Origin of the sequence: Strawberry lethal yellows phytoplasma (CPA) str. NZSb11 (assembly GCF_000397185.1) — a bacterium.
Classification (GTDB): Bacteria; Bacillota_I; Bacilli_A; order Acholeplasmatales; family Acholeplasmataceae; genus Phytoplasma; species Phytoplasma australiense.
In genome coordinates this window covers 902,704-926,402 of sequence record NC_021236.1, presented here as the reverse complement: position 1 = coordinate 926,402, position 23,699 = coordinate 902,704, and the positions used below count along the sequence as shown (strand labels likewise).

General features: G+C 26.9%; 25 protein-coding genes, 1 other RNA gene and 3 pseudogenes. 9 read left to right on the top strand and 20 right to left on the bottom strand.

Annotated elements, in window-relative coordinates:
• Window positions 1-52: 52 nt before the first annotated feature.
• The 18 genes and pseudogenes from SLY_RS04570 to SLY_RS04485 all read right to left on the bottom strand — a co-directional run bounded on the left by SLY_RS04570 (window position 53) and on the right by SLY_RS04485 (window position 11,638).
• On the bottom strand, window positions 53-865 hold the full coding sequence (locus tag SLY_RS04570) for a DNA adenine methylase (RefSeq protein WP_015638372.1): 813 nt from the start codon (window positions 863-865) through the stop codon (window positions 53-55).
• Window positions 840-1,049 (bottom strand): hypothetical protein, encoded by a 210-nt coding sequence (locus tag SLY_RS04565; RefSeq protein WP_235043271.1) that lies wholly within the window; start codon window positions 1,047-1,049, stop codon window positions 840-842. The genes SLY_RS04570 and SLY_RS04565 overlap by 26 nt, the downstream gene beginning before the upstream one ends.
• A complete protein-coding gene (locus SLY_RS04560; protein ID WP_015638371.1) occupies window positions 1,046-1,300 on the bottom strand; it encodes a DUF2963 domain-containing protein in 255 nt (84 codons plus the stop codon). Before SLY_RS04560 ends, SLY_RS04565 begins: the two co-directional genes overlap by 4 nt.
• A 19-nt stretch (window positions 1,301-1,319) precedes the next feature.
• The gene (gene tmk, locus SLY_RS04555) at window positions 1,320-1,967 is read right to left on the bottom strand and encodes a dTMP kinase (RefSeq protein ID WP_015638370.1); all 648 of its coding nucleotides are present in this window, start codon (window positions 1,965-1,967) and stop codon (window positions 1,320-1,322) included.
• Window positions 1,957-2,589: a hypothetical protein gene (locus SLY_RS04550; protein WP_015638367.1), complete on the bottom strand. Its 633-nt coding sequence runs from the start codon at window positions 2,587-2,589 to the stop codon at window positions 1,957-1,959. Before SLY_RS04550 ends, tmk (SLY_RS04555) begins: the two co-directional genes overlap by 11 nt.
• Window positions 2,590-2,607: 18 nt before the next feature.
• A pseudogene (locus tag SLY_RS04545) lies at window positions 2,608-3,390 on the bottom strand (DnaB-like helicase C-terminal domain-containing protein); the annotation flags it as partial.
• 46 nt (window positions 3,391-3,436) lie between these two features.
• Entirely contained in the window at window positions 3,437-4,084 is a 648-nt protein-coding gene (gene tmk, locus SLY_RS04540) for a dTMP kinase (RefSeq protein WP_015638368.1), read from the bottom strand.
• Window positions 4,074-4,706, bottom strand: a complete 633-nt coding sequence (locus SLY_RS04535; protein ID WP_015638367.1) for a hypothetical protein — start codon at window positions 4,704-4,706, stop codon at window positions 4,074-4,076. The genes tmk (SLY_RS04540) and SLY_RS04535 overlap by 11 nt, the downstream gene beginning before the upstream one ends.
• A gap of 18 nt (window positions 4,707-4,724) precedes the next feature.
• Window positions 4,725-5,504, bottom strand: a pseudogene (locus SLY_RS04530) (DnaB-like helicase C-terminal domain-containing protein); the annotation flags it as partial.
• 35 nt (window positions 5,505-5,539) lie between these two features.
• Window positions 5,540-6,013: a Panacea domain-containing protein gene (locus SLY_RS04525; protein WP_015637680.1), complete on the bottom strand. Its 474-nt coding sequence runs from the start codon at window positions 6,011-6,013 to the stop codon at window positions 5,540-5,542.
• Window positions 6,014-6,077: 64 nt separating this feature from the next.
• On the bottom strand, window positions 6,078-6,890 hold the full coding sequence (locus SLY_RS04520) for a DNA adenine methylase (protein WP_015638365.1): 813 nt from the start codon (window positions 6,888-6,890) through the stop codon (window positions 6,078-6,080).
• 12 nt (window positions 6,891-6,902) lie between these two features.
• Window positions 6,903-7,067, bottom strand: a complete 165-nt coding sequence (locus SLY_RS04515) for a hypothetical protein (RefSeq protein WP_235043270.1) — start codon at window positions 7,065-7,067, stop codon at window positions 6,903-6,905.
• A 2-nt stretch (window positions 7,068-7,069) separates the two neighbouring features.
• Window positions 7,070-7,735, bottom strand: coding sequence for a dTMP kinase (tmk, locus tag SLY_RS04510; protein WP_015638364.1), 666 nt, complete (start codon window positions 7,733-7,735; stop codon window positions 7,070-7,072).
• Window positions 7,725-8,359, bottom strand: a pseudogene (locus SLY_RS04505) (hypothetical protein). Before SLY_RS04505 ends, tmk (SLY_RS04510) begins: the two are co-directional and overlap by 11 nt.
• A gap of 18 nt (window positions 8,360-8,377) precedes the next feature.
• Entirely contained in the window at window positions 8,378-9,661 is a 1,284-nt protein-coding gene (dnaB, locus tag SLY_RS04500; RefSeq protein WP_015638362.1) for a replicative DNA helicase, read from the bottom strand.
• Window positions 9,662-10,078: 417 nt separating this feature from the next.
• Window positions 10,079-10,546, bottom strand: coding sequence for a Panacea domain-containing protein (locus tag SLY_RS04495; protein WP_015638361.1), 468 nt, complete (start codon window positions 10,544-10,546; stop codon window positions 10,079-10,081).
• Between the two features lie 209 nt (window positions 10,547-10,755).
• Window positions 10,756-10,983, bottom strand: a complete 228-nt coding sequence (locus tag SLY_RS04490; RefSeq protein WP_015638360.1) for a DUF2963 domain-containing protein — start codon at window positions 10,981-10,983, stop codon at window positions 10,756-10,758.
• Between the two features lies 1 nt (window position 10,984).
• On the bottom strand, window positions 10,985-11,638 hold the full coding sequence (locus SLY_RS04485) for a sigma-70 family RNA polymerase sigma factor (RefSeq protein ID WP_015638359.1): 654 nt from the start codon (window positions 11,636-11,638) through the stop codon (window positions 10,985-10,987).
• Window positions 11,639-11,765: 127 nt separating this feature from the next.
• On the opposite strand from SLY_RS04485, the gene SLY_RS04835 reads away from it, so the two are divergent.
• The 9 genes from SLY_RS04835 (at window position 11,766) to SLY_RS04445 (ending at window position 22,362) form a co-directional block, all read left to right on the top strand.
• Window positions 11,766-12,920 (top strand): hypothetical protein, encoded by a 1,155-nt coding sequence (locus SLY_RS04835; RefSeq protein WP_148284445.1) that lies wholly within the window; start codon window positions 11,766-11,768, stop codon window positions 12,918-12,920.
• 154 nt (window positions 12,921-13,074) lie between these two features.
• Entirely contained in the window at window positions 13,075-14,070 is a 996-nt protein-coding gene (gene ftsY / locus SLY_RS04475; RefSeq protein ID WP_012359253.1) for a signal recognition particle-docking protein FtsY, read from the top strand.
• Between the two features lie 18 nt (window positions 14,071-14,088).
• The gene (gene ffh / locus SLY_RS04470) at window positions 14,089-15,450 is read left to right on the top strand and encodes a signal recognition particle protein (RefSeq protein WP_041784418.1); all 1,362 of its coding nucleotides are present in this window, start codon (window positions 14,089-14,091) and stop codon (window positions 15,448-15,450) included.
• A 74-nt stretch (window positions 15,451-15,524) separates the two neighbouring features.
• Window positions 15,525-15,812: a hypothetical protein gene (locus SLY_RS04465; RefSeq protein ID WP_041784417.1), complete on the top strand. Its 288-nt coding sequence runs from the start codon at window positions 15,525-15,527 to the stop codon at window positions 15,810-15,812.
• Between the two features lie 73 nt (window positions 15,813-15,885).
• Entirely contained in the window at window positions 15,886-16,041 is a 156-nt protein-coding gene (locus SLY_RS05710) for a hypothetical protein (RefSeq protein ID WP_081475354.1), read from the top strand.
• Between the two features lie 226 nt (window positions 16,042-16,267).
• Window positions 16,268-18,298, top strand: a complete 2,031-nt coding sequence (locus tag SLY_RS04460) for a 5'-3' exonuclease H3TH domain-containing protein (protein ID WP_015638356.1) — start codon at window positions 16,268-16,270, stop codon at window positions 18,296-18,298.
• 520 nt (window positions 18,299-18,818) lie between these two features.
• Window positions 18,819-19,634, top strand: a complete 816-nt coding sequence (mutM, locus tag SLY_RS04455; RefSeq protein WP_012359250.1) for a DNA-formamidopyrimidine glycosylase — start codon at window positions 18,819-18,821, stop codon at window positions 19,632-19,634.
• A 16-nt stretch (window positions 19,635-19,650) separates the two neighbouring features.
• The gene (locus SLY_RS04450; RefSeq protein WP_012359249.1) at window positions 19,651-20,820 is read left to right on the top strand and encodes a replication initiation and membrane attachment family protein; all 1,170 of its coding nucleotides are present in this window, start codon (window positions 19,651-19,653) and stop codon (window positions 20,818-20,820) included.
• A gap of 717 nt (window positions 20,821-21,537) precedes the next feature.
• The gene (locus SLY_RS04445; protein WP_015638353.1) at window positions 21,538-22,362 is read left to right on the top strand and encodes an ATP-binding protein; all 825 of its coding nucleotides are present in this window, start codon (window positions 21,538-21,540) and stop codon (window positions 22,360-22,362) included.
• 39 nt (window positions 22,363-22,401) lie between these two features.
• Here SLY_RS04445 and ssrA read toward each other — a convergent pair.
• Both ssrA and SLY_RS04440 read right to left on the bottom strand, forming a co-directional pair.
• Window positions 22,402-22,818: a transfer-messenger RNA gene (gene ssrA, locus SLY_RS05160) on the bottom strand.
• Between the two features lie 495 nt (window positions 22,819-23,313).
• A complete protein-coding gene (locus SLY_RS04440; RefSeq protein ID WP_012359247.1) occupies window positions 23,314-23,547 on the bottom strand; it encodes a cold-shock protein in 234 nt (77 codons plus the stop codon).
• Window positions 23,548-23,699: the final 152 nt, after the last annotated feature.

The following is a 23,699-nucleotide window of genomic DNA, read 5'->3' as shown; positions in this document are numbered from 1 at the left end:
CCTTTAATTAAAATATTTGTTTGTTGATTAAAATTTTCATTATTTGTTGTTTTTAATAATTTTTAATAATAACTTCTTGTGATATCCCTTTTGAAGTTAAACTGTATTTTGTAGTGGTTTGAATGGGTTGAATGTGAAATTTTTTAAACAATTCAGTTATTTTTGACGAATTATAATTTGTATACAACCACTTTACCTTGCGATAATTTGCCATCTCTAAACTTTTATAAAGTCTTTTGTGATCTTCAAATGTGAAAGGTTTTTGATAAAAATATTTATCTTTAATCCCTTCACGCCAATACGGAGGATCAACAAATATAAAATCGTTGCTTTGGGTTTGGTTAATGACACTTTCAAAATCGCCATTTAACAATTTTATATTCTTAACATTGGTTTTTATTCTTTGGATTTCTGATAAAACAATTATAGGGTTTTTGAAACGAGATGAAAACCCGTATCCTAAATAAATAGTTCCATCAGGGCGATATCGGAAAATACCCCGAAAAGCATATTTCAATAAAACGTAAAAAAGGGCACTTTTATAAGCAACCAAATTACTTTTATTAAATTTTTCTACCAAATGTTTAAATGATTCTTTTTGCGTCTTTTGATCTTTATTTACATATATTTTGTCTTCAAATTTACGCACATAATCACAAAACAATTCTGGTTGTGCCAACATATCTTTCCAAAGTTGTATTAAATTGATATCATTATCGTTCAAAGTGACAGTTGAGGGGGTAAGAGATTGGAATAAAGCCCCGCTTCCTAAAAAAGGTTCATAATAATTGTTATAATTTGTTGGAATATATTTTAATAATTGAGGTAACATTTTCTTTTTACTGCCTATCCATGGTATTTTCATTATTAAACTCCTTTACCCAAATATAAATTAAAAAGACGACATCAGAAACAAGACTAATAGCAGTATTAGCCTTAATTCCTAAACTAAAATCAAAAAATAGGGTCATTAGATTTGTTATGATAAAACCTAAATATGTTATACTTAACAATATTAAAATGTGTTTGGGAGTTAAAATCATTTTCATTCTCCTTTATTTATTTGAATTATTTTTTTATAATATTCCTTAGAATATTGCACTTCTTTAATATTTCCATCAGGATAGTAGCAAGTTGTTTTAATTACTTCTTCTTTTTGGTTAAGTTCATTAATATAGTCAATTGTTTTGCCATCTGAATAGTATTCGGTATATTTGGTTAATTTACCATCTGGGCCATATTCAACAACAGATTTCTTTGTTTTGCCGTCAAGGTAATAATAAGTTTTTTGATAATTCATAATTATTTTTCTCCTTTAATTAAAATATTTTTTTGTTGATTAAAATTTTCATTATTTGGGCTAAATTTTCTTTTTGCGAGTTGGTTGCGTTAATCATAAAATGATTACAATTTTGGTGTTTACAATTTGTATCATTACAGTATTTATGACGGTTTAAATAATGTTTGCGGACATTTTCAAAATAATTTAAGGGTTTTTGTTCAATGAGGTCTAATTTATGATTTGATTGAGTTTGTTTTCGTTTTAGCCCAATTTTAGGGTCAATATCTAGGTAAAAAGTTAATTTAGGTTTAATTAAGAAATAATTGATAATTTTTGAAGTAATTTTATCATCATAATCCATGTAATTGCCTTTGCTTTGATATGCAAAAGTGGAATCATACCAACGGTCAACTAGAACAATATAACCACCCAATAAAGCAGGGATTATTAATTCATCTTGGGTTTGCATCATGTTGGCAAGGCTAAGTAAATATTTAGTTTTAGGGCTTATTTTGGATTGATGTAAAAATAAATTTCTGATTTCTTTTCCAACAATGGAACTGCCTAAACCTTGAAAAAATTTAATTTGATAGCTTTTATTTTCAAAAGAATCTTTTAATTCGTTAATTAAAGTAGTTTTGCCGCTTCCGTCAACACCTTCAAAACTAATTAATTTATTTGTCATTAGGGTGAACCATCTTTTTAATTAAATTAATGGGTGAAAAGGGAATGAATTGGTTGGTTAGTAAGTTTTGTAAGAAGAGATTGGCTGAATTGGAAAATAAATTGATTACTTTGTTAATTGATTGTACTTTACCATTTTTAATTTTATTATTTAATCTTTGAGTTTCGGATTCATCATTTGTTAACAAATAAAACCCAAAACGAGTGTCTAGTTTTTTGATTTGTTCCCCTTCTACTATTGATTGTTTGTATCTATCTCTAAGGCATGTTTTGAAATTGAAGGCAATAATGCGTTTTGTTTTGGTAAACAATACTAAATCAAATTTAATATCGGGGATGAAAAATAAATATGATTGAGGATATAAATATTTAATTCCTTTGTGGGATAAATAAAGCAAAATTAAGTATTCGTTAATTTTTCCGCGAATTGATTTTTGGCTTTGAGAGTTGTATTGGTTGTTGGTTAAATATTCATTGAGTATATTATGGCAATCAAACATATACTGATTAAAAGCTTTGTTGAAAAAAATTGGTTGAATTATTTGTTTGGTTATGTTAACGCACAAAGATTTATGATTAAAAACGTTAATATTATTAAAATCTAAATTAGATATTTGTTGCATTTTATTTATTTCCTTTTATTATTTTGCTTCAAATCTTTGGATTTGTTTATAAAAATTAAAACTACATTCGCCCTTTTGACCGCTACGGTTTTTGGCAATAATTAAATTGGTATGTGGGTTAATATCAGGTTTTTGATAATAACTTTCGCGGTGTAATAACATCACAACATCAGCGTCTTGTTCGATTGTTCCCGAATCTCTTAAATCTGTTAATTGTGGCCTTTTGACTTCTCTTACATAGGTTGCACGGTTCATTTGACTCAAAGCTACAATTGGAATATTAAGTTCACTTGCTAGTTTTTTTAATTTGCGTGAAATCACAGATATTGCTTGATATGTATTAAAATTTTGGTCTTCTTTTAATAAATGGAGGTAATCAATAAAAACAATATCAAGTCCTTTAGTATATTTCATTTGACGGCATTTGGTTTCAATGTCTTCAATTTTGTTATTTCTATCATCATCAATTAAAATGTTTAATTGCGTGGTTTCGTCTTCAGGGATAAGTAACTGTAATTTTTCATTTTTATTTAAGTTTTTGTGTTGGAGTTGTTTTAAAGGGATTTTAGAAGCAGAAGAAAATAACCTAATTCCTAATTCTTCCGCTGCCATTTCTAAACTAAAAATAACTGCTTTTTGGTTTTTGGGATTGGTATTAAAGTTTTTTGCAATATTACAAGCCAAATTAAGCATAAAAGCAGTTTTTCCCATCCCAGTTCTTGCTCCTAAGATAATTAATTCCTTTGGTTTGAAACCAGAAATTAATTCATCTAGATTTTTAAAGCCTGTTTTTATTCCTTTGCGATAAAAAGTTTTTTGATAATTCATAATTATTTTTCTCCTTTAATTAAAATATTTTTTTGTTGATTAAAATTTTCATTATTTGGGCTAAATTTTCTTTTTGCGAGTTGGTTGCGTTAATCATAAAATGATTACAATTTTGGTGTTTACAATTTGTATCATTACAGTATTTATGACGGTTTAAATAATGTTTGCGGACATTTTCAAAATAATTTAAGGGTTTTTGTTCAATGAGGTCTAATTTATGATTTGATTGAGTTTGTTTTCGTTTTAGCCCAATTTTAGGGTCAATATCTAGGTAATAAGTTAATTTAGGTTTAATTAAGAAATGATTGATAATTTTTGAAGTAATTTTATCATCATAATCCATGTAATTGCCTTTGCTTTGATATGCAAAAGTGGAATCATACCAACGGTCAACTAGAACAATATAACCACCCAATAAAGCAGGGATTATTAATTCATCTTGGGTTTGCATCATGTTGGCAAGGCTAAGTAAATATTTAGTTTTAGGGCTTATTTTGGATTGATGTAAAAATAAATTTCTGATTTCTTTTCCAACAATGGAACTGCCTAAACCTTGAAAAAATTTAATTTGATAGCCTTTATTTTCAAAAGAATCTTTTAATTCGTTAATTAAAGTAGTTTTGTCGCTTCCGTCAACACCTTCAAAACTAATTAATTTATTTGTCATTAGGGTGAACCATCTTTTTAATTAAATTAATGGGTGAAAAGGGAATGAATTGGTTGGTTAGTAAGTTTTGTAAGAAGAGATTGGCTGAATTGGAAAATAAATTGATTACTTTGTTAATTGATTGTACTTTACCATTTTTAATTTTATTATTTAATCTTTGAGTTTCGGATTCATCATTTGTTAACAAATAAAACCCAAAACGAGTGTCTAGTTTTTTGATTTGTTCCCCTTCTACTATTGATTGTTTGTATCTATCTCTAAGGCATGTTTTGAAATTGAAGGCAATAATGCGTTTTGTTTTGGTAAACAATACTAAATCAAATTTAATATCGGGGATGAAAAATAAATATGATTGAGGATATAAATATTTAATTCCTTTGTGGGATAAATAAAGCAAAATTAAGTATTCGTTAATTTTTCCGCGAATTGATTTTTGGCTTTGAGAGTTGTATTGGTTGTTGGTTAAATATTCATTGAGTATATTATGGCAATCAAACATATACTGATTAAAAGCTTTGTTGAAAAAAATTGGTTGAATTATTTGTTTGGTTATGTTAACGCACAAAGATTTATGATTAAAAACGTTAATATTATTAAAATCTAAATTAGATATTTGTTGCATTTTATTTATTTCCTTTTATTATTTTGCTTCAAATCTTTGGATTTGTTTATAAAAATTAAAACTACATTCGCCCTTTTGACCGCTACGGTTTTTGGCAATAATTAAATTGGTATGTGGGTTAATATCAGGTTTTTGATAATAACTTTCGCGGTGTAATAACATCACAACATCAGCGTCTTGTTCGATTGTTCCCGAATCTCTTAAATCTGTTAATTGTGGCCTTTTGACTTCTCTTACATAGGTTGCACGGTTCATTTGACTCAAAGCTACAATTGGAATATTAAGTTCACTTGCTAGTTTTTTTAATTTGCGTGAAATCACAGATATTGCTTGATATGTATTAAAATTTTGGTCTTCTTTTAATAAATGGAGGTAATCAATAAAAACAATATCAAGTCCTTTAGTATATTTCATTTGACGGCATTTGGTTTCAATGTCTTCAATTTTGTTATTTCTATCATCATCAATTAAAATGTTTAATTGCGTGGTTTCGTCTTCAGGGATAAGTAACTGTAATTTTTCATTTTTATTTAAGTTTTTGTGTTGGAGTTGTTTTAAAGGGATTTTAGAAGCAGAAGAAAGTAACCTAATTCCTAATTCTTCCGCTGCCATTTCTAAACTAAAAATAACTGCTTTTTGGGTTTCGGGGTTGGTAGTAAAGTTTTTTGCAATATTACAAGCCAAATTAAGCATAAAAGCAGTTTTTCCCATCCCAGTTCTTGCTCCTAAGATAATTAATTCCTTTGGTTTGAAACCAGAAATTAATTCATCTAGATTTTTAAAGCCTGTTTTTATTCCTTTGCGATAAAAAGTTTTTTGATAATTCATATTATTTATGCTCCTATATGTTTATTGTTTTCAGAGAAATATTCTAAAATGTCTTTGTTTTTAATAATCTTTTTAGACCAACCAGAATCATAATCTTTGTAATAACTTTTTATCCATGGGTGCTCCATGTGAGTTTGAGAAGATAAATCATTAGGTGATGCATCGCCGTATAACAAAATCATAAAATCAAGGATTTGTTTTTGAGTTGCATTTATTTTAGTTATATCTCCCATTGCTAAAACTTCGGGATTTATTGGTTGATAAGTAAAATCTTTTAATTGCTTGCATAATTCAGGAAAGACAGGACCATGAATCCAAGCTTGGATTTGTTCTTTTACAAGAGGTTTTTTTGTTTTTACTAGATGTTTTGCATGAGCATAATAAATCATTTTATTTAGTTTCATTTTAGTAGTTGAATGAGGATTATTTTTAACAATATAAAGAGCAACATCAAAGACATTAATAGATTCTTTTTTCATAATTATTTTTCTCCTTTAATTAAAATATTTGTTTGTTGATTAAAATTTTCATTATTTGTTCTTTTTAATAATTTTTAATAATAACTTCTTGCGATATCCCTTTTGAAGTTAAATTGTGTTTTGTAGTGGTTTGAATGGGTTGAATGTGAAATTTTTTAAACAATTCAGTTATTTTTGACGAATTATAATTTGTATACAACCACTTTACCTTGCGATAATTTGCCATTTCTAAACTTTTATAAAGTCTTTTGTGATCTTCAAATGTGAAAGGTTTTTGATAAAAATATTTATCTTTAATCCCTTCACGCCAATACGGAGGATCAACAAATATAAAATCGTTGCTTTGGGTTTGGTTAATGAGACTTTCAAAATCGCCATTTAACAATTTTATATTCTTAACATTGGTTTTTATTCTTTGGATTTCTGATAAAACAATTATAGGGTTTTTGAAACGAGATGAAAACCCGTATCCTAAATAAATAGTTCCATCGGATCGATATCCGAAAATGCCCCTAAAAGCATATTTCAATAAAACGTAAAAAAGGGCACTTTTATAAGTACCCAAATTACTTTTATTAAATTTTTCTACCAAATGTTTAAATGATTCTTTTTGCGTCTTTTGATCTTTATTTTCATATATTTTGTCTTCAAATTTACGCACATAATCACAAAACAATTCTGGTTGTGCCAACATATCTTTCCAAAGTTGTATTAAATTGATATCATTATCGTTCAAAGTGACAGTTGAGGGGGTAAGAGATTGGAATAAAGCCCCGCTTCCTAAAAAAGGTTCATAATAATTGTTATAATTTGTTGGAATATATTTTAATAATTTAGGTAACATTTTCTTTTTACTGCCTATCCATGGTATTTTCATTATTAAACTCCTTTACCCAAATATAAATAAAAAGACAACATCAGAAACAAGACTAATAGCAGTATTAGCCTTCATTCCTAAATTAAAATCAAAAAATAGGGTCATTAGATTTGTTATGATAAATCCTAAATATGTTATACTTAACAATATTAAAATGTGTTTGGGAGTTAAAATCATTTTTATTCTCCTTTATTTATTTGAATTATTTTTTTACTAATTAAAGTTTTAATTACTTGTTCTAAATTATCTTTTTGGGATTTTGTTGCATTAATTAAAAAATGATGGCAATTTTGGTGTTTACAATTTGCATCATTACAGTATTTATGTTGGTTTAAATAATGTTTGCGGACATTTTCAAAATAATTTAAGGGTTTTTGCTCAATGAGGTCTAATTTATGATTTGATTGAGTTTGTTTTCGTTTTAGCCCAATTTTAGGGTCAATATCTAGGTAAAAAGTTAATTTAGGTTTAATTAAGAAATGATTGATAATTTTTGAAGTAATTTTATCATCATAATCCATGTAATTGCCTTTGCTTTGATATGCGAAAGTGGAATCATACCAACGGTCAACTATAACAAGATAACCACCCAACAAAGCAGGGATTATTAATTCATCTTGGGTTTGCATCATGTTGGCAAGGCTTAATAAATATTTAGTTTTAGGGCTTATTTTGGATTGATGTAAAAATAAATTTCTGATTTCTTTTCCAACAATGGAACTACCTAACCCTTGAAAAACTTTGATTTGATAGCCTTTATTTTCAAAAGAATCTTTTAATTCGTTAATTAAAGTAGTTTTGCCGCTTCCGTCAACACCTTCAAAACTAATTAATTTATTTGTCATTAGAGCGAACCATCTTTTTAATTAAATTAATAGGTGAAAAGGGAATGAATTGGTTGGTTAGTAAGTTTTGTAAGAAGAGATATTAGCTGAATTGGAAAATAAATTGATTACTTTGTTAATTGATTGTACTTTACCATTTTTAATTTTATTATTTAATCTTTGAGTTTCGGATTCATCATTTGTTAATAAATAGAAGCCAAAACGAGTGTCTAGTTTTTTGATTTGTTCACCTTCTACTATTGATTGTTTGTAACGTTCACGAAGGCAAGTTTTGAAATTGAAAGCAATAATGCGTTTAGTTTTGGTAAACAATACTAAATCAAATTTAATATCAGGGATGAAAAATAAATATGATTGAGGATATAAATATTTAATTCCTTTGTGATTTAGATAAAGCAAAATTAAGTATTCGTTAATTTTTCCGCGAATTGATTTTTGACTTTGAGAGTTGTGTTGGTTGTTGGTTAAATATGTATTGAGTATATTATGACAATCAAACATATACTGATTAAAAGCTTTGTTGAAAAAAATTGGTTGAACTATTTGTTTGGTGATGTTAACACACAAAGATTTATGATTAAAAACGTTAATATTATTAAAATCTAAATTAGATATTTGTTGCATTTTATTTATTTCCTTTTATTATTTTGCTTCAAATCTTTGGATTTGTTTATAAAAATTAAAACTACATTCGCCTTCGGGACCGCTACGGTTTTTGGCAATAATTAAATTCGTATGTGGGTTAATATCAGGTGTTTGATAATAACTTTCGCGGTGTAATAACATCACAACATCAGCGTCTTGTTCAATTGTTCCTGAATCTCTTAAATCTGTTAATTGTGGTCTTTTGACTTCTCTTACATAAGTTGCGCGGTTCATTTGACTCAAAGCTACAATTGGAATATTAAGTTCACTTGCTAGTTTTTTTAATTTGCGCGAAATCACAGATATTGCTTGATATGTATTAAAACTTTGGTCGTCTTTTAATAAATGGAGGTAATCAATAAAGACAATATCAAGTCCTTTAGTATATTTCATTTGACGGCATTTGGTTTCAATGTCTTCAATTTTGTTATTTCTATCATCATCAATTAAAATGTTTAATTGCGTGATTTCGTCATCAGCGATAAGTAACTGTAATTTGTCATCTTTAGTTAAGTTTTTGTGTTGGAGTTGTTTTAAAGGGATTTGAGAAACAGAAGAAAGTAGCCTAATTCCTAATTCTTCCGCTGCCATTTCTAAACTAAAAATAACTGCTTTTTGGTTTTCTGGGTTGGTAGTAAATTTTTTTGCAATATTACAAGCCAAATTAAGCATAAAAGCAGTTTTTCCCATCCCAGTTCTTGCTCCTAAGATAATTAATTCCTTTGGTTTGAAACCAGAAATTAATTCATCTAGATTTTTAAAGCCTGTTTTTATTCCTACAAATTGGTTGGGGTTGTCATCATTAACAATACTTTGGCTAATATAAGACATTAATGTTTTTGTAGAAATAAAAGGAAATTTAGTTTTTTGCATAAAACTTTCTACTTGGTTTTTGACTGCTTGCAAATAATTGTGAATATTTTTACTTTTTGATAATGCGGTTGGTAATTGCTTAATTAATCCTAAAAAATCTCTTTTAAGGGAATTTTCTTTAATTAAATCAATGTATGTTTCTAAATATTCACTTGCAGGGGGCGCCTCCACTAATTTAATTAAATAATCAATCCCTCCTATTTTGTATAAATTGTTAGTTTCTAAAACGGAACTAACCGTAACATAATCAATTTCGCGTTTTTGCAGTTTTAATTGCTTCATTGTCTCAAAGATACAACGATGCTTGGGGTTGGAAAAATTATTTGTGTTGACTAAATTTATAACAGCATTCATTTTTTCTGGTTTTAATAATAGTACTCCTAATAATGCGCGTTCGGCTTCAATCATCTTTCAAACTCCTTTTTTTGTGATTTGGGTTATTTATTCATTTATGTTATTATATTTGCTTTGTTTTTGTGGTTTTAAATCCCTTTTGATTTTAGATTTTTTGCATAAAAAAAGACTCTCGATTAGAAGAGTCTAAGGGTTGCAAGAAAGAATATTTTAGTTAATTTTTACTTGTTAATTTAATGGTTTGAGAGATAAAAAAGAATAAAGAATAGTTAAAATATTATTTTAAAATCCATTCTTTAGGATTACCAATTCCTATAAAATTACAAAAATAATTTTTGTTCTAAATCATTTAAAATTTGTTGGTAATTACAAGTTAAATTTCTTGTTTTAGATAAATATAAAATAATGTTTTTTTTGTTTCACAAAATTGAAATATAACTTTTTGAGTTGACATTTCTTTTATTATTTTTGTTATATTAGATGTTTTTTAGATAAATAACATTGTTTTATTATTGAATCTAAAATAGAGTTTTGTGAAACATCTTTCTTTTTATAACTTATTTGATAAGGACCATTTTCTTTATGAATAAAATCATATAGTTGTCTTAATGGTTTAGAACCATGTTTTTTTAAAATGCTATTCATTATTTGGATATGTTCTTTGGTAAATTTATTTTCATCGTATTTTTGAGAAAATGTTATTGTTTTATCAAATTTGGTGGGATATTTAATTTGTTCTAAATATAAAGGCAATGAAATAGGACCTTCTTCCCAAGCCTCAAAATCATTTTCAAACATAGGAATGTTGTATTTAAGTAAATATTTACAATATGTCAAAAATACTAATTTTTGGATTTTCATACGAGTAAAATCATCTTTGTTTTGGTGTTTTACTAAATAAGTTGCAACATCTAGAATATCTATTTTATTAGGTTGCATAGTTATTTGCTCCTTTATTGTGTTATAAAATTATACTTTTCTATTTCTTTGAGAATAATAATTTTGAATAAGTTTATCAGGAATATTATTTAAAGCAAAATATTGCGATATATAACTTCTTTCCCAAGGAGAATTTGGTCTATGTGTTATATTTACTAATTCGGTATAAAAAATACCCCTTCAAAAAAAGGGTTTAGTTTATATATTAATTAAAAAGTTTTTTCTTCTTTAATTGTTCCATCGGAGTTGTAATAGGTTTTTTTGATTGGTTCCTCTGTTATGGGGTCATAATCGGTAATAAAGTCAATTTTTTTGCCATCTTTATGGAACCAGGTTGTTTTAATAAAATTCAATGTATCGGGATCATGTTCGTGAATGGCGTAAATTGTTTTACCATCAATATTGTAGTAAGTAGTTTTATTTTTTTTACAATTCATATTATTTATTTCCTTTTTTATATATTTTTTTTAATTTCTTAATTGCTTTGTTTTTGATAATCGCTACTTGCCTTGAAGATAAATTTAACATTTGTCCTATATTTTTGTTGGAATATTCAATTTGAGGTTCTTCATTAACATTTCCCAAAGGAATCCCAAAACTTAATTTAATAATTTCGAATTCTTTGTAATTTAAAATATTTTTAAGTTTTTTTAAGAATAATTCATGATTATCTTGTTTTAACCATAGTTGATGGGGGTTGAGGATTGTGCTCCACCTGGGTTGCTTTGCTTCTTCCCATTCTTCAAAAGGAATATTACTTGTTTGTTTTTCTTTCCGAAAAACCAACTTCAAGGGGGTTGAAGCGGTTTGTAGGCCTCTAATAAGTTCTGTAATTTCGCCTTTAATTAATTCTTTAGCATAGTTAATAAAACCATAAAAACCATAACCTAAATCTTTATATTTATCTAAAGCTTTAATTAAACCTAAAATTCCTTCTTGGTATAAATCCTCTCTTTGGAGTGATTTAGGGAAGTATTTAAATTGGTTGGCTATTTTTTTTACTAATGGTAAAAGCTTTTCGATCAATTGATCGCGAATTGCTAAATTCTTTTTACTTTTTAAAAAATCTTTAAATAATTTTTCTCTTTGCATTTTATTCCTTCCTAAAAATATTTTTAGAAAAGATATGAAATTATTTTTTTAGTCTTGAAAAGAAAAAAAGACTAACTATTAAGTTAATCTTAAAGAATTTTTAAAAAGTAAAAAGTTGTCCAAAGTTTTGGAACACCTCACAGGTTCTACTAGATACCAAGGTAATGTTGTATATAATTTAGCTCCACAACAATTAGATACTGTTTTAAACCCAGATTCAACACAACCTAATTTAACTCCAGAACAAAGAAATAACCCTAACACAGAAGCTGTTTTAGGATTAGTTAGATTAAGTAACGATAACCCAGTTGTTACAAACGCTGATGTAACAATTTCTTTGAACAACAACCAATTAACAGTAGCCCCTGTATCAGGTTCTACTAGATACCAAGGTAGTGTTATATATAATTTAGCTCCACAACAATTAGATACTGTTTTAAACCCAGATTCAACACAACCTAATTTAACTCCAGAACAAAGAAATAACCCTAACACAGAAGCTGTTTTAGGATTAGTTAGATTAAGTAACGATAACCCAGTTGTTACAAACGCTGATGTAACAATTTCTTTGAACAACAACCAATTAACAGTAGCTCCTGTATCAGGTTCTACTAGATACCAAGGTAGTGTTGTATATAATGTAGCTCCACAATTACCTAATGTTTTGAAACCAGCAGCTACAACACAAATTGAGTTAGCAGAAAATGAAAGAACTAATCTTCAAAGCCAATCAGTTTTAGATAAAATTAAAAAAGCCACTGATAGCCAAGTTCAATTAGAGGATGTTAAAATTACTTTGATTGACAACAATAAAAAATTACAAGTAAAAGCTTTAGCAACATCTAGTTACCAAGGCGAAGTTATATATAACTTACAACAAGCCCAAGCATCAGAATTATCCAATGTTTTAGAACCATCAACAGTACCACGAAAAGTAACTTTACCTTCATTAGAAAATCTTGATACAGAAGCAAACAAAAAAGCTGTTTTAGAACAAATTGCAAAAGACCAAACACTTACATTAAATGATGTAACAATTACTTTTGACAACGATAAGAAAACAGTAACAGTAGCAACTAAAGAAGAGACTAAGAATTTTAAAGGCCAAGTTGTTTACGGAATACAACAAGCTCCACCAAGTAGTATATTGACTCCACCAACCAAAACATACTTCTGGTCATGGACTTTATTAATAGTTTTAGTTGTCGCTTTAATTAGTGGTAGTGGATATTATTACGCTCAAGGCAAAAAAAATCCTAATCCAAAATCAACAAAAAGATAATTAAAAAATTAATTAATATAAAAAAAGAAACTTTCAAAAGTTTCTTTTTTTCTTTTTATAACGATTCTTTTTTCTAAAAAATTAACTTCCAAAACTAACTTTTTTTAGTTATAATAATTATAGTATACTAAGTTTGACAAATGAGGTTGAAGAAATGTTTCAATGGTTTAAAAATAAATTTTTTAAAAAGAAGAATAGTGATAAATATCAGTTAGGGTTGGCAAAAACAAAAGGCAATTTTGTTAATTTTGAAACTCTTTTAAAAGAAGCTAAAAATATTGAAGAATCTTTATTATCTGCTTTAGAAAATATCCTTATAGAAAGTGATTTTGGCGTTAAAACAACGCTTTTTTTAATGCAGTCTATCAAAAACTATCTGAATCAATCAAATATTAAAGAAGCGCGTCAATTACCATCAATTATTATCAAACATTTGCTTCACCTATATCAAGATAGTTCCAAACAATCACAAACCCCAATTTTGAACACCAATTCCAAAACTACTCTTACTGACCCTCAAATGTATTTGTTTGTTGGTGTTAACGGTGTTGGAAAAACTACCACTATCGGAAAAATGGCAACTAAGTTGAGACAAGAAGGTAAAAAAGTTCTTTTAGTTGCAGGCGATACTTTTCGCGCAGGAGCGGTTGAACAATTAAAAATTTGGGGCAATTGGTCTCAAACAGAAGTTTTTGCTAAAGAAGGAACACTTTTCCCAAGTCCTTCAAGTGTTATTTTTGAAGGCTTGCAATATGCTAAAAAAAACGCTTATGATGTAGTTTTATGCGATACTGCAGGAAGATTGCAAAACAAGGCTAATTTAATGCAAGAATTAGCCAAAATTCAAAGAGTTATTTTAAAACATTTAAATCCTGAAAACTTACAATCTTTTTTAGTGCTTGATGCAAACACAGGCCAAAACGCCTTAAATCAAGTAGAATTATTTAATGAAGCAGTCCCTTTAACAGGAGCAATTATAACTAAACTTGACGGAACTTCCAAGGGCGGTATTGTCTTTGCTATCAAACATTTATATAATTTATCAATTAAATTTATTGGTTTAGGAGAAAAACCCGAAGATTTAGTCGATTTTGATATTCAAAATTATCTTTTTCATTTATTTAACAATTTTTTTCTGAAAAATATTTAAAGGAGTAAAGCTATTCAAATGAGTATATTAGGAGATGGATTTCAAAAAATCATTAATAAAATCAGAGGCAAAAAAATAATTGAATCTCGAGATATTGAAAACATTATGGAAGATATTCGATTATCTTTGATCGAAGCAGACGTTAATATAAAAGTTATCGATACTTTTCATGAACTTATTAGTAAAAAAAGCCTAAAACAAGAAGTTTTAAAAGGTTTAAAACCAAAAGAACACATTATTAAAATCATTAATGAAACTTTAACCCAAATTTTGGGTTCCACTCGGTCTGATTTAGTTGTCCAACCAAAACCCCATTTAAATGCCATGATGTTGATTGGTTTGCAAGGGAGCGGTAAAACTACTACAGCAGGAAAACTAGCTCTTTGGTTAAGAAAAAAAAACCATCAAAAAGTTTTGTTAATTGCTTGTGACATTTATCGTCCTGGGGCAGTTGAACAATTAAAAGTTATTGGCCGACAAATTAAAATTGATGTTTTTTCCCAAGAAAACACTCCAGTTATAGAAATTGTTGAACTAGGTTTGCAATATGCTCAAAAAAACGGTTATGATGCAATTGTTATTGACACTGCAGGGAGATTAACAATTGACGAAAAAATGATGCAAGAATTGAAAGAAATTAAGAGTAAGTGTGATTTTTCAGAAGTTTTATTAGTTATTGATGCTTTAACAGGGCAACAATCCGCAAAAAACACTCAAACTTTTCACCAACAAGTGGGAGCAACTGGGGTTATTTTGACTAAAATGGATGCAGACACTAAAGGAGGCGCTTCTTTATCTGTTAGAGTGATGACGGAATTGCCTTTAAAGTTTATTTCATCATCTGAGTCAATTGATCTTTTAGAACTTTTTAATCCTGATAGGATGGCTTCCAGACTTTTGGGGATGGGCGATGTTTTAACTTTGATTGAGACAGTAACTGATAAAATTGATGCCGACCAAGGTAAAAAAATGATGGATCGTTTGTTAGATGATAATTATAATTATCATGATTTTCAAAAGCAATTAAAAACTTTGAAAAAAATAGGTTCATTTAGTAAAATATTAAGCTTTATTCCTGGGTTAGGTAATAAAATGAAGCAACTTTCTTCAGGGATTAACGATGATAATTTAAAAAAATTTGAAGTTTTAATCCAAAGTATGACTAAAGAAGAACGTAAAAAACCGCGTTTAATTGCTTTAAGTGGTCGCAGAAGAATGCGGATTGCTAAAGGTTCTGGTAATCAATTAAGCGATGTTTCTCAATTGATGACTTTGTTAGAACAGCAAAAAAAGTTAGCTAAACAAATGAAAAATTTTGATGATGCAGATATTAATAAATTACAAGAAGAACCTTTATCCTTTTTTAATCATTTGAAATAACAATTAAAAACTTTGAAAAAAATAGGTTCATTTAGTAAAATATTTAAGCTTTATTTCCTGGGTTAGGTAATAAAATGAAGCAACTTTCTTCAGGGATTAACGATGATAATTTAAAAAAATTTGAAGTTTTAATCCAAAGTATGACTAAAGAAGAACGTAAAAAACCGCGTTTAATTGCTTTAAGTGGTCGCAGAAGAATGCGGATTGCTAAAGGTTCTGGTAATCAATTAAGCGATGTTTCTCAATTGATGACTTTGTTAGAACAGCAAAAAAAGTTAGCTAAACAAATGAAAAATTTTGATGATGCAGATATTAATAAATTACAAGAAGAACCTTTATCCTTTTTTAATCATTTGAAATAACAATTAAAAACTTTGAAAAAAATAGGTTCATTTAGTAAAATATTTAAGCTTTATTTCCTGATTAGGCAATAAAATGAAACAACTTTCTTCAGGGATTAACGATGATAATTTAAAAAAATTTGAAGTTTTAATCCAAAGTATGACTAAAGAAGAACGTAAAAAACCGCGTTTAATTGCTTTAAGTGGTCGCAGAAGAATGCGGATTGCTAAAGTTCTTTCAATCAATTAAGCGATGTTTCTCAATTGATGACTTTGTTAGAACAGCAAAAAAAGTTAGCTAAACAAATGAAAAATTTTTGATGCAGATATTATTAAATTACAAGAAGACCCTTTATCTTTTTTCCATCACTTGAAATAATGAAGAAACAAATTCACATTCAAATAACAATTCAAAGAAAGTTTTTTCAACTTTCTTTTTTTCATAATCCCCCTCGAATAACAAAAAGGAGAAAAAGATGCAACATTTAGTTTTGGTGGATGGCAATTCGCTTGTTTTTAGAGCATATCATGCAACCGCTAATAACGGAAAGAAACTTTTGCAAAATAAAAAAGGTGTTTATACTAACGCCCTTTTATCTTTTATTAAAATGTTTGAAAAAATTTTAGAACAAACAAAAAATTATATATTAGTAGCCTTTGATACGCATCATCCAACCAAAAGGCATCAAATGTATGACAATTATAAAAAAGGTAGACCAGAAACACCTCAAGAATTAATTGATCAAATACCTTTAATTAAAAAATATTTAACTTTAAAAGGGGTTAAGCATCATTTTCAAGCCGAATTTGAAGCAGACGATATTATTGGTACTTTAGCCAAAATGGCCAGCAACAAAAACATAAAAGTTTCTATTTATTCAAGCGACCAAGATTTATTGCAATTAGTAGATACAAACACAAGCGTTTATTTAATTAAAAAAGGATTAAAACTGATTAAACATTATAATCCCGAAACTTTATTAGAAGAATACGGTTTGAAAGAATATCAAATGATCGATTATAAAGCTTTAATGGGTGATTCTTCCGATAATATTAAAGGTGTTGCAGGAATAGGTCCTAAAACAGCCAAAAATTTGTTGCAAACTTATGATAATTTAGATAATTTACTTTCTCATTTAGATGCGATTAAACCAAGTTTAAAAGAAAAAATTAATAATTGTATGGAAGATTTAAAACTATCTAAAATTTTGACAACGATTGATACCAAAGTTCCATTGCCTTTCGAATTGGAACAAACAGAAATAAAACATATGTCATCTTTTGAACTACAAGATTTTTATCAAGAGATGGATTTTAAAAGGTTAAAAATAACCCCCAACACTTCTTTGAAACCAGATTTAACTCAAAATTTTATTTACCAAAATATTGACCAAAACCAAGCCTTAGAACATGTAATTCAAACAATTACCGAAGAGCAAACATGGTCTTTGTATTTTGAATTTGACCTTCATTACAAAAGTATTTTAGGAATTGGTTTTTCTTGCGGCAGCAATCATAATTTTTTCCTTGATCCTGATATTGCTTTGACGAATCAATTTTTTATTTCTTATCTCAAAAATCCTGCTTTTTCTAAAAATGTTTTTAATACTTATCAAACACAGTTGTTTTTAAAACATAAAGGAATAATAATTGAAGGAATTTGTTTTGATTTATTGCCAGCAGCCTATCTTTTATTTCCTTTGGAAAGCGATAATTTAATTGATCTTTTAACGAAAACAGATCTTTTAGGAGATTATGAACTCAATCATGTTAATTTAGAAAAAAAGACTGCCATCAAAGCTTTTTTATTTCACCAAAGCAAAGAGCACGTTTTAAAACTACTTCAAACAAATAACCAATTATTTTTGTTTCATGAAATAGAATTACCTTTAGCATCTGTTTTTGCTAAATTAGAAAATTGCCAAACATCATTGCCGTATTATCTTTTTAATAACAAACCTTTTTTAAACGAATTCCCTAAAGTTACTTTAAAAACATTAGCTTTTTTAGGTAATGTTAAAAAAATCAAAGCTTTTTTTGCTTCTAAAAACCAAGTAATGAAAGAACAACAAAAAATAACTTTTTTCGGCCTTGACACAACCAATTACCGTCAAGATTTTTCATTGCCCAACTATTTTGATGATATGATTAACGATATCGCTCAAGAATTGAATATATCTCTTTCTAATGCTAATATAATTATTAATCAATATTTAACTGTTGATGGCGATATAACTTGTTTCCTTGATAAGTTATTGCAACAAATCAAAGAACATCAATATTTAGAAACTTTTTGGAAAAGAAAAATATTTTGTTTTTCTTTGCCTTTTTTAGACAAAAAGAAACATCCTTTATCTCTTTTGTTTTTATTTTTGCAAGCAAATATTTTAGACCTTCAAAAAATCGCTTTTTTACAATTGTTTCGTCATTTGAAACCAATTAATCAATTAAAGCAAAACATACCTTTAATTGCCAAAGCTTGCAACCCCTTTTTAGAGATTTTTTAAGGCAATTTTGATTTTGGAAGATTTTTAAGTGCTAAAAACAACTGCCAACGGTCTTTTATTTAAATTTTTTTCAAAAATAATTGTTGATAAGTTATCTTAATTTTTCCATTTTTGTGATTTTTTCATTTTTTAAATAATTGAGCCATTCAAAAATTCATATTCGGTTTTTACTTTTAAAAAAATTTAGGATTAAAAATAATTTTTCAATTTTATCTAAAAAAATTTTTAGAAAAAACATTGTGGGCATGATACAAAAACATCAAAATCAATTTTTATGATCATTTTAAGGATTGAATTTTTGATATAAATTAATTCCCTTTTTGCTTCTTTTGTTTTTTTAATTAAATTTTTGACTTCTTCCGAAATTGTTTTTTTAAATTATTTTATAATTTGAAGCAAAATAAAAATAATTAAATGTTTTCATAAAAGACAATTTAGATTTAAAAGTTTAATATTGCAATCTCTTTTTAAATTTTTTTCTTATGTTTCAACAATTATATAATTTTAAGGAGTTAAATTTATGCCTGAATTGCCTGAAGTCCAAATTATTGTGAATATTTTGAAATCTAAACTAATTGGTGCAAAAATCATCAAAACAAAAGTTTTTTATGCTCCGGTTATTAAAAATTTCGAAGCTTTTAGCCAAATAGAAGAAAAAACTATTTTAGATATTCAAAGAAAAGGCAAATTTTTATTATTTTTTCTTACTCAAAAACTTGTTATAATCGGTCATTTAAGGTTGGAAGGAAAATTATTTCTTAAACCTGCATCCAATCCTCATGAAGCAACTGAACATTTTGTTTTATTTTTTGATAATGATTTATCTTTGCGATATTATGATTTTCGTAAATTTGGAAGGTTTGAAGTGCAAAATCAAAAAGATTTTTTAACTAAAACAACCCTCAATCAACTAGCTTCAGATCCTTTTGAAATTGATTTTATGACTTTTTATCAAAAAGTAGTCAAGTCCAAAACAGCTTTAAAAAAAGTTTTATTAAATCAAAAAATAATTTCTGGATTGGGTAATATTTATGTTAATGAAGTTTTATTTTTAGCTAAATTACATCCTGAAACAAAAGCTTGCGATCTAAACCCATCACAAGTTCAAAATATTTTAGAAATTGCTAAAAAAGTATTAAAAAAAGCAATTTTTTTTGGTGGCTCTAGTATTAGTACTTTTGAACCAGAAGAAGGAACTAAAGGTTCGTTTCAAAACCATCTTTTAGTTCACGGAAAACAAAAAATTCCTTGCACTGTTTGCATGACAAATATTATTAAAATCAAGGTTGGTGGCAGGGGAACTTATCTTTGTCCTTCATGTCAGCCAATTAAATAAAAAAAGAGGTTATAAAATGATAAGCAATCGTTTTACCTTATTTAAAATTAAAAATCAAATTTCTTTATCATTTGAAGACCATCAAACTCTTAGTTTACTTTATCAACCATTAATAGGTGCTCAAGCGTTAAGTATTTATTATATTTTATTGTCTTTAAAAGCTAATTTCGAATATCAACATCAATTTTTATTTGATATCGCTTTTATTTCAGAAGATGTTTTTTTAGAACAAAAAGAAAAATTAGAAGCACTTAATTTATTGGCTACTTATCAAAAAGAAAATCCTCGGGAAACAATTTATTTGGTTTTTCCTCCTTATAAAAGTAATGCTTTTTTGCAAGACCCACTTTTAGGTGATTTTTTATTAAGTGAGATGGGTGAAAAAAATTATTTTCATTTGGAAAGCCATTTTTTATTAAAGCCCCTCAATTTAGAAGGTTTTCAAGATATTAGCAAAAAATTTGATGATATATATCAATTTGAAAAAATCAATTTTAACCAAAATATTCAACAACACAAAACCATGAACCCTTTTGATAAGAGTTTTTTGCAAAGCAACTTTGATTATGAAGCATTTTTATCATCCTTGCCAGAACGTTTTAAAAAAACTTTTTTAGTAGAGTCGCAAACAATTGACTTTATTAATAAATTAAGTTTAGTTTATAATTTAACTCCTCAAAAAATAGCAGAAATTTATCAAAATACTTTTCCTAATCCTAATGATATAGATTTATCCAAGTTACGTTTAAATGTCAAAAAAAATTATCATCAAAATAATAAAGAACAAATCATTATTTCTTCTAAAAAAACAGGCTATAACGAAGAAGAAATGATTACTTTTTTAAAAAAACCTAATGCAACTCAAAGAATTATTAAAGGTTATTGTCAAAAAAGTAATCAAACCATTGCAAGTGATACCGTTTTTCAGTTATTAGAAAGAAATGATTTAGAAATAGGTTTAGTTAACGCATTATTAATTTATATTTTAAGGTATCATAATGGTATTTTGCCTTCAGTTGTTTATTTAGAAAAAACTTTAAAATCGTGGTCCCAAAAAGGTATTTTAGATGCAGAAACAGCTTATGATTTTTTAATGGAAGAAAAAACCGAAAAGCAAGTCAACTTTAAAAAACCAAAAGATAAACCGAAATGGATAGACGAAATTAAAAAAAATTGGCAATCTTAATTTGTTTATGAATTTTTAAAGATTTCCAATGTTTTTATCAGCTATCAAAAATTTAACTGTTGCAAAAATGAGAGATATTTGCACTTTTAAGAAAATCTTTAAAAATTCAAAACAATTTTCATTTTTTATAATTTTTTTTAGAAAAACCATTAAGGACATAAATTATAAAAAATCAAATAAGTAGTTTGGCATAATTAAATATTTGTAATGCCTCCCACATTAAGAAAAGAACAAACAAAAACTTATTTTTAACTAGCAAAAGACTCACAAAAAAACCATAAAAAATCAGAATGTGGCATTTTTACAAAAATGTTCGTTTGTCATTTTGTTGGTAAAAAAACTTATTTATTTTGATAATTTTTTGGTTTTGGCCGATTCATTTTTTTGTAAGTTTGAAAGGTTAATGTGTTTTTTTATGTTAAAAATTGAATACTTAAAGTTAAGTAATTAAATGAAATCAAAAAAACCATCAAAACTTAAAGGTTTTAATTAATGGTTTGAATTTGAATAAATTATAATTATTGCAATATTTGAAGTTTTAAAAAATAATTTTCAAATTAAAAGTTGTCTTATACAACTGAAATATTATAAATAATTTAAAAAAAAAATTATTTATAATGACAAAAAAATTATTAATATTTTTTTACAGTTATTTTATTTATTATAAAAATAAAGATAAAAATAATTCTAAACAAGAATTATAAAGGAGAAGTTTTAATGTCTTTATCAGATATCAAAAAAGAAATAAGAAAAAAACTTGCTCAAAATCCAGAAACAAAAGATCTTAAAATTGATGATGATGATTTATTAACTTATTATAATTATTATAAAAACAAAACAAAAGAACATCAAAATGAAACATTTTTTCGTCCAGAGTTAAAAAAAAAGCCCTTTCCAAGGGTTGTTTTGGTTCCTACTGTGCAATCTAACAAAATGCAATTCCAAGAAAATTGTAAAAAAATAAATGCTTTATTTGATAGTGAGCTGGAATTAGAGCAATATTCTTTAAGCAAATTAATAGTTGATAGCGAAATTAAAAAACAAGTTTATAAAGAAATGCAAAAAGTTATCAAAAACTTTAATAAAGTAAACAAGGGTTTTTATCTTTGTGGTTCTTTTAAAACAGGTAAAACGTTTTTTTTGAAAGCTCTTGCCAAACAGTTGCTTCAAAAAGAAATTTCTGTTCTATTTCTTTTTATGCCGAATTTAACACGTAAATTTAAAGCTCTTGTGTATAGTAATTTATTAGAAACAAGGTTTTATCAATTAAAAACAACTGATTGTTTATTTTTAGATGACTTAGGCGCTGAAAACATTAACCCTTGGTTTCGCGATGAGATTTTATTGCCTCTTTTGTATTATCGTGCAGAAAGGAAACTCCCTGTTTTTATTAGTAGTAATTATAATTTTTCGCAATTGGATAAACATTTAATAGGCAATGTTGCTTATAATGATAATAGTTATGTTAAAATCCATAAAATTATTGATAAAATTAACGAATTAACGAAATTTTATGATTTTTCCAAAAAAGAAACTTCCTAGAAAAATTCTCTTTGGGAAAAATAATTACTATGTTTTTTTTGGTGGAGATGATGGGAATCGAACCCATGTGCAAGGCCATTTTAGTTTATAAATTCTACATATTTAGTTTATTTTAATATTTTAATAACTTATTTTAAAACAAACAAAAAAATAAATTACGAGTCTTTGTATAATTTGCTATCAAAAGCCAAAGGCAAACTTATGATGCAAGCCTAACTTTTTTGACCTGCCCTTAAATCTTTAAGCTAATTTAAGGCGGGTTTTGCTATTTTTTAAGCAAAAGCTAATTGTTGTAAATTTTGGCTGCTTTGAGATGGAACCCAATTATAAATTTGATCACCTTCAGAAGCAGAATTTGTTTGTTTTCCAGTTATTAGAAACCTCGACGTTTTTACTTGCGTAACCAAGATATGCAATATAAACCTTGATGACCCTGGCAAACCCAAAAACACCCCCATACTTTTATTTTATCTTATTAACTTTTAAAATCAACATTAAAATTTTAAATATACAATCTTTTCCTAAATATTAGCTATTTTTTTATTTTTAAAAAGTTTTTTTAAACTCAAAATAATTTTTACCTTTTGACTAAAAAAATTTTTTAAAAACCATCACAAGTATGAATGACAAAAATAATCAATAAGAAATATTTTTCTTCTAACATTAAAAAAATGAAATAGTTGTGTAAAAAAATATGTTGTTTTTTAATTTTTTGATGAAAAAAATTAAACTTATCTTATTGTATTTAGTAAAAATATAAAAATAGATATTTTTTTGATAAATTTTCTAAATTTTTTTAATCTGATTTTTTTTAATTTTTGTTTGTATTATTATAATGTTTGCAAGTTTTTAAAAAAATAAAACAAAATCCATCTTAAAAAACGAAACATCACAATGCAATTAATGCAACAAAAAAAAGAAATTAATCTTTTTTTTGTTAAATTGCAAATATTATTCTTCTCTGTCGTTAATTACGACAACGTCTACTGCCTGAATTCTGTTGTCGTGTTCTTTTATACTGAACTCAACTTTATCATCTTTGTTTAATGTTCTTCTTCCTTGAACTTCAGTTTGAATAGAACTGTAGTGAACAAAAACATCTTTGCCTTCTGCAGAAACGATAAAACCGTATCCTTTGTCTCCAGAAAACCATCTACATGTTCCTTGTTGTCTTTGATCTTGCATTATTGATAATAACTCCTTTTTACAATGTTTCGGTTTGATAACCTATTTAATATTATAACCTATTTTTTTTTTTAGTCAAGTTTTTTTGCTTTTTTATTTATTTTTTTATTGCCAAATTGCTTTTTTAATTTTGTATTGTGAAAAAAACTTTG

Coding starts and splice junctions, on each gene's coding strand:
- SLY_RS04460 (WP_015638356.1), top strand. CDS start 16,268: ATGCAACATTTAGTTTTGGTGGATGGCAATTCGCTTGTTTTTAGAGCA.
- tmk (WP_015638370.1), bottom strand. CDS start 1,967: ATGACAAATAAATTAATTAGTTTTGAAGGTGTTGACGGAAGCGGCAAA.
- mutM (WP_012359250.1), top strand. CDS start 18,819: ATGCCTGAATTGCCTGAAGTCCAAATTATTGTGAATATTTTGAAATCT.
- SLY_RS04565 (WP_235043271.1), bottom strand. CDS start 1,049: ATGAAAATGATTTTAACTCCCAAACACATTTTAATATTGTTAAGTATA.
- SLY_RS04445 (WP_015638353.1), top strand. CDS start 21,538: ATGTCTTTATCAGATATCAAAAAAGAAATAAGAAAAAAACTTGCTCAA.
- SLY_RS04485 (WP_015638359.1), bottom strand. CDS start 11,638: ATGCAAAGAGAAAAATTATTTAAAGATTTTTTAAAAAGTAAAAAGAAT.
- SLY_RS04440 (WP_012359247.1), bottom strand. CDS start 23,547: ATGCAAGATCAAAGACAACAAGGAACATGTAGATGGTTTTCTGGAGAC.
- SLY_RS04490 (WP_015638360.1), bottom strand. CDS start 10,983: ATGAATTGTAAAAAAAATAAAACTACTTACTACAATATTGATGGTAAA.
- ffh (WP_041784418.1), top strand. CDS start 14,089: ATGAGTATATTAGGAGATGGATTTCAAAAAATCATTAATAAAATCAGA.
- SLY_RS04495 (WP_015638361.1), bottom strand. CDS start 10,546: ATGCAACCTAATAAAATAGATATTCTAGATGTTGCAACTTATTTAGTA.
- SLY_RS04560 (WP_015638371.1), bottom strand. CDS start 1,300: ATGAATTATCAAAAAACTTATTATTACCTTGACGGCAAAACAAAGAAA.
- tmk (WP_015638368.1), bottom strand. CDS start 4,084: ATGACAAATAAATTAATTAGTTTTGAAGGTGTTGACGGAAGCGACAAA.
- SLY_RS04450 (WP_012359249.1), top strand. CDS start 19,651: ATGATAAGCAATCGTTTTACCTTATTTAAAATTAAAAATCAAATTTCT.
- SLY_RS04550 (WP_015638367.1), bottom strand. CDS start 2,589: ATGCAACAAATATCTAATTTAGATTTTAATAATATTAACGTTTTTAAT.
- SLY_RS05710 (WP_081475354.1), top strand. CDS start 15,886: ATGAAACAACTTTCTTCAGGGATTAACGATGATAATTTAAAAAAATTT.
- SLY_RS04525 (WP_015637680.1), bottom strand. CDS start 6,013: ATGAAAAAAGAATCTATTAATGTCTTTGATGTTGCTCTTTATATTGTT.
- tmk (WP_015638364.1), bottom strand. CDS start 7,735: ATGACAAATAAATTAATTAGTTTTGAAGGTGTTGACGGAAGCGGCAAA.
- dnaB (WP_015638362.1), bottom strand. CDS start 9,661: ATGATTGAAGCCGAACGCGCATTATTAGGAGTACTATTATTAAAACCA.
- SLY_RS04515 (WP_235043270.1), bottom strand. CDS start 7,067: ATGATTTTAACTCCCAAACACATTTTAATATTGTTAAGTATAACATAT.
- SLY_RS04570 (WP_015638372.1), bottom strand. CDS start 865: ATGAAAATACCATGGATAGGCAGTAAAAAGAAAATGTTACCTCAATTA.
- ftsY (WP_012359253.1), top strand. CDS start 13,075: ATGTTTCAATGGTTTAAAAATAAATTTTTTAAAAAGAAGAATAGTGAT.
- SLY_RS04520 (WP_015638365.1), bottom strand. CDS start 6,890: ATGAAAATACCATGGATAGGCAGTAAAAAGAAAATGTTACCTAAATTA.
- SLY_RS04535 (WP_015638367.1), bottom strand. CDS start 4,706: ATGCAACAAATATCTAATTTAGATTTTAATAATATTAACGTTTTTAAT.
- SLY_RS04465 (WP_041784417.1), top strand. CDS start 15,525: ATGAAGCAACTTTCTTCAGGGATTAACGATGATAATTTAAAAAAATTT.